The 5,670-nt window shown below is 47.9% G+C and carries 5 protein-coding genes; 3 read left to right on the forward strand and 2 right to left on the reverse strand.

What is annotated here, in order from left to right; translation table 11 throughout:
- The first annotated feature begins 300 nt into the window (after window positions 1-300).
- Complete coding sequence (locus tag KI367_RS26415; protein WP_212953252.1) at window positions 301-1,524, forward strand: IS256 family transposase; 1,224 nt, start codon at window positions 301-303, stop codon at window positions 1,522-1,524.
- A gap of 575 nt (window positions 1,525-2,099) precedes the next feature.
- Here the strand turns inward: KI367_RS26415 and KI367_RS26420 are convergent.
- Together KI367_RS26420 and KI367_RS26425 are read right to left on the reverse strand one after the other, a co-directional pair.
- The gene (locus KI367_RS26420) at window positions 2,100-2,183 is read right to left on the reverse strand and encodes a putative holin-like toxin (RefSeq protein WP_156124776.1); all 84 of its coding nucleotides are present in this window, start codon (window positions 2,181-2,183) and stop codon (window positions 2,100-2,102) included.
- Between the two features lie 192 nt (window positions 2,184-2,375).
- Window positions 2,376-2,813 (reverse strand): Rrf2 family transcriptional regulator, encoded by a 438-nt coding sequence (locus tag KI367_RS26425; RefSeq protein ID WP_036715734.1) that lies wholly within the window; start codon window positions 2,811-2,813, stop codon window positions 2,376-2,378.
- A gap of 189 nt (window positions 2,814-3,002) precedes the next feature.
- Here KI367_RS26425 and KI367_RS26430 point away from each other — a divergent pair, with 189 nt between their 5' ends.
- Window positions 3,003-3,812 carry an alpha/beta fold hydrolase gene (locus KI367_RS26430; RefSeq protein WP_036715737.1) on the forward strand — a complete coding sequence of 270 codons (810 nt, stop codon included), beginning with the start codon at window positions 3,003-3,005 and terminating at the stop codon, window positions 3,810-3,812.
- Window positions 3,813-3,935: 123 nt separating this feature from the next.
- A complete protein-coding gene (locus tag KI367_RS26435) occupies window positions 3,936-5,156 on the forward strand; it encodes an IS4 family transposase (protein WP_160038998.1) in 1,221 nt (406 codons plus the stop codon).
- The last annotated feature ends 514 nt before the right edge of the window (window positions 5,157-5,670 follow it).

The following is a 5,670-nucleotide window of genomic DNA, read 5'->3' on the forward strand; positions in this document are numbered from 1 at the left end:
AGGGGGGAGTTATCCCCATGTGGATATTGGTTTCAAAATTTCGCTGGTCCCACTCCCACTTATTCACAGTTGTTGATCCGCTCCTGGATGATCGCCACCGCATTCTTATGCGCTTTCGAAATTCAGGTTTACTATATCTGTATTTAATTGATGCAGTTTATCTGTTAAACCCATAAAAAAAAGTTGAGTCCGTATAATTGTGTAAAATGGTAGTTTACTGAAAATAAAGGGAGCCATAATCCCAATCCCTCAGTTAGAATGATGGTGTCTAAGCAACATTCTTCAGGAGGAGATTCAGATATGGCTCAATACCAGATTAGCGTAGATTCTCAACTTTTGCATCAACTTTTCTTAGGAAACACCCAGGATTCCGGTGTTGCAAAATTGCTGGAATCGGTACTGAACCAAATCTTACAGGCGCAGGTGACGGAACAATTGGAGGCACAGCGTTATGAGCGTACCGAAAACCGGCAAGGTTACCGCAACGGCTCCTATCCCCATCAACTGCATACGCGTATTGGCACGATTACGTTGAGTGTGCCGCGTATCCGTGGCGGAAAGTTTACAACGGAGCTGTTTGCCCGTTACCAGCGCAGCGAACAAGCGCTCATTTTGACGATGATGGAGATGGTCGTCAATGGGGTTTCCACGCGCAAGGTGGCTCAAGTAACGGAAGAACTGTGCGGTACCGAGTTCTCCAAATCCACTGTAGCCGATCTGTGCAAGCGTCTGGATCCGATCGTAACGGCTTGGAATAATCGTCCGCTTTCTGACAGCCGATTTCCCTTTGTCCTCGTTGATGCGCTGTATTTGAAGGTGCGGGAAGACGGACGTGTTCGCAATCGCGGCGTGATGCTCGCCGTTGGCGTCAACACGGACGGGTATCGGGAAGTGCTGGGCCTGATGCTCGGAGACACGGAATCCGAAGAAAGCTGGACGGAGTTCTTCAACTGGCTCAAGTCCCGCGGACTCCGTGGCGTGGATCTGATCGTGTCTGATGATCATGGCGGGCTGGTTCGCTCTATTCGCCAACAATTGCAGGGCGTGACTTGGCAGCGGTGTCAGACGCACTTTATGCGCAACGTACTGGATACCTCTCCGAAAGCCCTGAAGGATGAAATCCACACGCATGTACGAGCGATCCTGGAGGCGCCCAACCCGGAAGCGGCCCGGCTGCTTTTGCAGCAGACGCTGGCGGCTTACGAGGACAAAGCGGCGAAGGCGATGCGGATTCTGGAAGCCGGTTTTGACGATGTCACCGCCGTTTTGAGCCTGCCGGAAAAGTACCGTAAGCGCTTGAGAACGACAAACAGCGTAGAACGTCTGAATGAGGAAGTTCGCCGCCGGGAACGCGTGATTCGCATTTTTCCCAACCGGGAATCCGTCATTCGACTCATCGGTGCGCTACTCATGGAACAGGACGAGAAATGGGCTTCCGGCAAGAAGTACCTCGATATGGTCGAATACCTAGAGTGGCGTGAAAGCCGACCAAAATCTGTCTCGAAAGTAACCCGAATCATGTAGCCCATTCTAGCTGAGGGATTTTACACATAATTTTGGACTTGATCTAAAAAAACCCCTATTGTTGGGACATAGGCATGTACCCAACGCAAGGAGATCCTTTTAAAGAGCAGAGGTACGATTTTGACTGACCAGGCACAAGCTCCGTCCGTAGTAACCGGCATGCTGAACCTCCTGCGTGCCGGTTCCTTTTGCCGACGGCATTGACCGAGATCACTTTAAACTACTGAAAAAACGCCTTCTTATCGGCTTCATTTGCGCTCACGATTGCCTTCCTGGCGTCCGATAGAACTTCCGCTATCATTTCCCTTGTCATACGTTGGAACTCCCATGAGCATTGCAACAATAAGCCGCCAAAGTTCGCGGCTAAATCGCTACCGCTGTGTTAGTTGACCGCATATAAATAGAAATAAACTAATAATTTGGTGCCCCTTGTGGTATACTTGATTCAAGAAATGCTTACAATGCAAAAGGAGCGTGCAGCGAACACGACTCCCGATGTAATAGCCGCTTTTAAGGGCGGTAAGCTTGGTGTAGGTTAAGCAGCAAAATAGACCGCTACCTTTGCCCGGGGCGGTCTATTTCTTTTTCAGGTAGGCAAGCAGCGCCAGAATAAACATTCCGAACAGGAACATTAATTGCAACGCTTGAAATACCTCCATGGCATCACCTCCCTTCCGGGAGACTAGCCGACCGCCCTTGCAAGCCTATTCTATTGCCCTTCAATTATAGCATATCGACAATCGACATAATAGCGAAAGGATCGCCTGTTCGGCGGACACGGATCGCGCAGCCGTGTCAGTCTGGGGGTGAAACATAATAGGGTGAGAGCTCAAAACCGTCACAATCCTCCTTCATGGATTGCCTCCCTGGACTATGCCGCTCTTGACTAGCTGATCAATCGTAATGCTCGATAATTCGTTCTCCATAGTCGCTTGTACTTTAGAGTAAACTCCATCCAGCAAATGCGGTATTTTGCTTCCTACCGGACAAGTCGGATTCGTATCTTGATGAATGATAAACAAATCTTGATTATTCTCTAAGGTTGCTCGATACACATCCAATAACGTGATTTGATTTGCCTGCTTGACAAGGGTAATAGCTGCATTTGTTCCGAGAGTAGATGTAATAAGCCCCGCTTTAGTAAGCTTTTGCATGATTCTTCTAATAACCGCCGAATTAGCGTTCACACTCATCGCAAGTAATTCGGAAGTGGTTCGATCATTTTTATTAAATTCAAGAAAACATAAAATATGAACGGCCACCGAGAACTGTTGGCTTCTATTTGCCATTGGCGAGTTCCTCCTTACTTAAAAATGACAAGTGTATGCAGTTAAACATATTTTTTAGTGTATTGATATTGGACAAGTAAATCAAATTTATAATAAAAAGGGACGGAAAAACTTGACATAAATTATTGGAATCGTTACATTATAAAAGTAACAGTAACTGTTACTAATACTAATCGAGGAGTGGTTTAAATGCAATATCGTGTTAACGGGGTAGAACTTCACGTTGAACAGAACGGACAAGGAGACCTCTCTCTTGTGTTTTTGCATTATTATGGCGGATCATTACGAACTTGGGGTAAAATTACTGATGTTCTGAAGGAAGAATATCACTGCATAGCTTATGACCAGCGCGGATGGGGGGATTCGGAAAAGTCGGCCGCTTCTTACACCATTAAGGATTTGGCTGATGATGCACAAGCGCTTATTCGGGAGCTCGGATTGAAACGCTATGTGATCATTGGTCATTCAATGGGCGGTAAAGCGGCACAGCTACTGGCTTCACGTCAGCCTGACGGACTGGAGGCATTGATTTTGGTTGCGCCATCCCCACCGACCCCTCAAGATATGCCTCAAGAAATGAGAAAGGCGATGGTTCAATTTTATGATAATCGTGAAGGTGCGGAAATTGCATTAAGCAATATTGCCTTACTTCCTCTTGAACAGAATGTACGTGAGATGGTGCTCGAAGATATGCAAAAAAGTGCGCCTATGGCTCGTGCGGCATGGCCTGAAATTGCAATGCTCGAAGATATATCTGCTGAAGTGATGCACATCGAAGTCCCTACGCTGGTGTTAGCCGGGGAATCTGATCCGGTAGATCGCTTGGAAACACTTTACAGTGAACTGCTGCCGCGCATACCTCAGGCAGAGCTGCGCGTCATTTCCCGAACAGGCCACCTTTCTCCTTTAGAAGTGCCTGATCAAATCAGTGCGGAAATCTCGAATTTTTTGGCCAAGCTTGAAATGAGTGGACTAAATCGGTCAAAAGATGCCCGTTAGCCTTTGAGGCGGAATGCGCAAGCATCTATCCCTCGGCAGTCTAGATAGTGGGCGTGCCAATCGGGGCCGGCGCATGATTGAAATGGTCAAACTTCAGTATCTTTAAGATCGCCACGGCGAGCCATGGGTACTATACCAACTCATACCGTGTTCCGTCAATGCTTTCATTGGTTGAATGTTCATTATCATGATCTGTTCAGCGATCGATATGCCAAAAAGCTGCACATCGGCAACACCATCTTGTTGTTTCTGGAGGCTACGATGAATGGGCGTAGGTCGGTCGAGGAGATCGCAACCAACCTCCGTTCGAAAAAGTGGCTCCAACAAGCTGTTCAGTTGGAATCCATCCATCCCAGTTCGCTCAATCGTAAACTGCAAACCGTTCCGTTAGACGTGCTGAAAGTCATTTACGCCGCGCTGGTTCAGCAGATTGCGTCGCACTATGCACTCAAGTCGGGTGTCGGCAACTTGGGCAAGTTACGAGCCATCGACTCCACCGAGATTTCACTGCCCAAAGTCCATGGGGAGTGGGCGTACGTCTCTAAGAGCCAGAACGCAGTCAAGATGCATGCGTCCCTGCTCATTGCCGCTGACCACCATGTGTGCGCCGATCGCATTGTACTTTCCACCGCCGAAATCGCCGATCTAAACACGGAAGTGGTTTTAGCGCTTGTAGGAGATCCGACGGAGACGCTGATCATGGATCGTGGCTATATCAACTACGCTCATTTTCTCGCATGGGTAAAGGCTGGCCAACCGTTTGTGGCGCGATTGCGGGCTGACAACAAGTGCCGTATCCTGCATAAGAGAGAGGTTGAAGCCGATTCGCCGATCTGCTTGGATGCGGATGTTGAGATGGTGGATTCGAATAGTGGCGAAGCGTTTAACGTGCGATTGGTGGAATACGAGGCGGTTGACAGCAGGACGAAGAAGAGGATCCGGATCCGCGTCATCACCACACGCTTCGATTTGACGGCGAAGGAAATCAGTGAAATCTACCGTTGTCGGTGGAAAGTGGAGTTGTTCTTCAAGTGGCTGAAACAGCATGTGAAATTGGAGAAGCTTTACAGCTTCAAGCCTGCAGCAGTGTGGAACCAGATCTACCTTTCCCTCATCGCGCATGCGTTGTGCGAGTTGATCCGGCTGACCGAACAACCGAAGGGTTCATGTTGGCGACTGCTACGATACTTGAATGCCTATGCCGGAGAGACGGTAGAAGACTTGATGACCGCGTTGGAGCGTACCCCGAGCAGGACCAGTCGAGGACGACGGAAGAAGCGAAAACGCGGGCGCCCGCGAAAGCATCCGAAGAAGCTGAAGCAGGCGCAAATCATAATTAAATAAGTTTAGGGAAATTAACATTAATTAGAAGTTGTTGACATGCCTATAGCTCCTTTACTGAGCCGTTGCCGTTTTTGGTCGTTCGCGTGTGAGATGAATTTCTGAATTTACAGAGAACTCTTTCAAGGCAACCCCAAAGCTGCATTGCCTCGTCAGAAAAGCAGCATTAGCCTCCGTTTCTCAACCGCTGCCGTAACATGGAAGCTTCTTTGCAAGAGTAGTGGACTAACCCCTCCCTTCCATCAGCAAAGAGGGGTTAGCTTTTGACCCAGTTCAATATTTTGCCATTTCCAAATCTTTTATTAAAGAAATGACACTCACTTTTCCATCTTTTATCACGAACGAGAGTTGATCCTGAATTTCGAAAGTATCGCTTCTTGAAAATATGAGAAGGGCTCCGAATCTTTGGTAGAATGGTGTTTACTTGGAACACTACACCCAAAGAGAGGAGCACCTTATAGGTGAAGTCTACCACAACGATCAGCAAAATTAAAACAGAATTTTCACTACAAAACGC

The organism is Paenibacillus cookii (assembly GCF_018333375.1).
In the GTDB taxonomy this organism is placed as follows: domain Bacteria; phylum Bacillota; class Bacilli; order Paenibacillales; family Paenibacillaceae; genus Paenibacillus_AQ; species Paenibacillus_AQ cookii.

Bases quoted from the DNA above. Each gene is read 5' to 3' on its own strand.
- KI367_RS26420 (WP_156124776.1), bottom strand. From the start codon at position 2,183: ATGGAGGTATTTCAAGCGTTGCAATTAATGTTCCTGTTCGGAATGTTT.
- KI367_RS26415 (WP_212953252.1), top strand. From the start codon at position 301: ATGGCTCAATACCAGATTAGCGTAGATTCTCAACTTTTGCATCAACTT.
- KI367_RS26435 (WP_160038998.1), top strand. From the start codon at position 3,936: ATGGGTACTATACCAACTCATACCGTGTTCCGTCAATGCTTTCATTGG.
- KI367_RS26430 (WP_036715737.1), top strand. From the start codon at position 3,003: ATGCAATATCGTGTTAACGGGGTAGAACTTCACGTTGAACAGAACGGA.
- KI367_RS26425 (WP_036715734.1), bottom strand. From the start codon at position 2,813: ATGGCAAATAGAAGCCAACAGTTCTCGGTGGCCGTTCATATTTTATGT.